This window comes from Psychrobacter sp. AOP5-GZ1-6, from assembly GCF_052376345.1.
Taxonomy (GTDB): domain Bacteria; phylum Pseudomonadota; class Gammaproteobacteria; order Pseudomonadales; family Moraxellaceae; genus Psychrobacter.
The window spans coordinates 1-1,168 of the sequence record NZ_JBQSVP010000279.1 but is presented as its reverse complement, the minus strand read 5'-3'; the positions used below and the strand labels follow the sequence as shown (position 1 = coordinate 1,168).

The window sequence follows — 1,168 nt, the reverse complement described above, 5'->3', positions numbered from 1 at the left end:
CGAAATTTATTATAGAAATTGGGAATAAAAATAAAAATATAATTCATAATTTATGACTATAGTATTTTTATAATAAGTAGTCTCTAATCAACAAACAACAACTATTATGCGTAATCTTAATCTTCGTCTATCCTCCTGTTTTTTAGCTAAAACAAAACTGGCACTTCAAAGGTTCTATGGCCAATCATGGCTTCATGTCCTTATGCAATGCGCTATTATCGCAGCTGTCTGGTATTGTGCTGCGATATTGGTTGAGTTATTGCATTTACCCGTATCCTCAGGCGTCTTAGGAGTATCTTTAATGCTGATCTTATTAATGAGTGGTGCTATCAAGGTTAACTGGGTCAGACTGGGGGCAAAATTTGTTTTGGGTGAATTAGTATTAATGTTTATCCCACTTATGATGTCAATACTTCAATACAAGGCGCTATTTATCAGTAAGGGCTGGCAATTAATGCTGACAATTATCTTAAGTACCGCGATGGTGATGTTAAGCTCAGCATTAACCTTTATTATGGTGCACCGTTTGCAACGTAGATTGTATCGACATCAGATTCATAAAGCCCAATTAAACCTAAAAAATAATGATAATGTGTGAGGATTTACAATGAATGTCTGGTCAATCCTTTGTCTCATTTGGACATTAGCTGCTTATTATATGGCTAAAGTAATCTATGTGCGCTATCGAAAATCTTGGCTAAACCCAGCTATCACGGTTGCAGTAATAACGCTTTCATTAATGATTATCTTTAATATCTCTTATGATACTTATTGGAAAGATACAGCTTGGATTGTGCAGTTACTTGCCCCCGCAACGGTTGCGTTTGCTATACCTATTTATGAATATCGTCGTTTAATACGTCGACATGCTTTGGCTTTGACCGCTTCCATAACTGTCGGGATGGTGGTGGGAGTCTTAAGCATATACCTATTCACTGGTTTGTTCCACTTTGATAAGACCTTGACCTATAGCTTGATGGCCCGTTCAATATCGACACCATTTGCGTTAGACTTATCTGAAAAAATTCACGGATCTTCCTCTTTAGTCTCATTGTTTACTTTGATCACAGGGATGGTGGGAATGATTTTAGGGGATATGATTTTGACTTTTTTTCGTATTCGCTCACATCTTGCAAATGGAATCGCATTTGGTAATGCATCACACGGT

2 protein-coding genes are annotated in these 1,168 nt (G+C 36.9%); both read left to right on the top strand.

Features of this window, described 5'->3' with window-relative positions; all coding sequences use genetic code 11:
• The first annotated feature begins 106 nt into the window (after positions 1 to 106).
• Complete coding sequence (locus ACT3RN_RS15735) at positions 107 to 598, top strand: CidA/LrgA family protein (RefSeq protein ID WP_192520905.1); 492 nt, start codon at positions 107 to 109, stop codon at positions 596 to 598.
• 9 nt (positions 599 to 607) lie between these two features.
• Positions 608 to 1,168, top strand: a 561-nt coding sequence (locus ACT3RN_RS15730) for an LrgB family protein (protein WP_444518828.1), incomplete at its 3' end; no start/stop codon positions are given.

Bases quoted from the DNA above. Each gene is read 5' to 3' on its own strand.
- ACT3RN_RS15735 (WP_192520905.1), top strand. From the start codon at position 107: ATGCGTAATCTTAATCTTCGTCTATCCTCCTGTTTTTTAGCTAAAACA.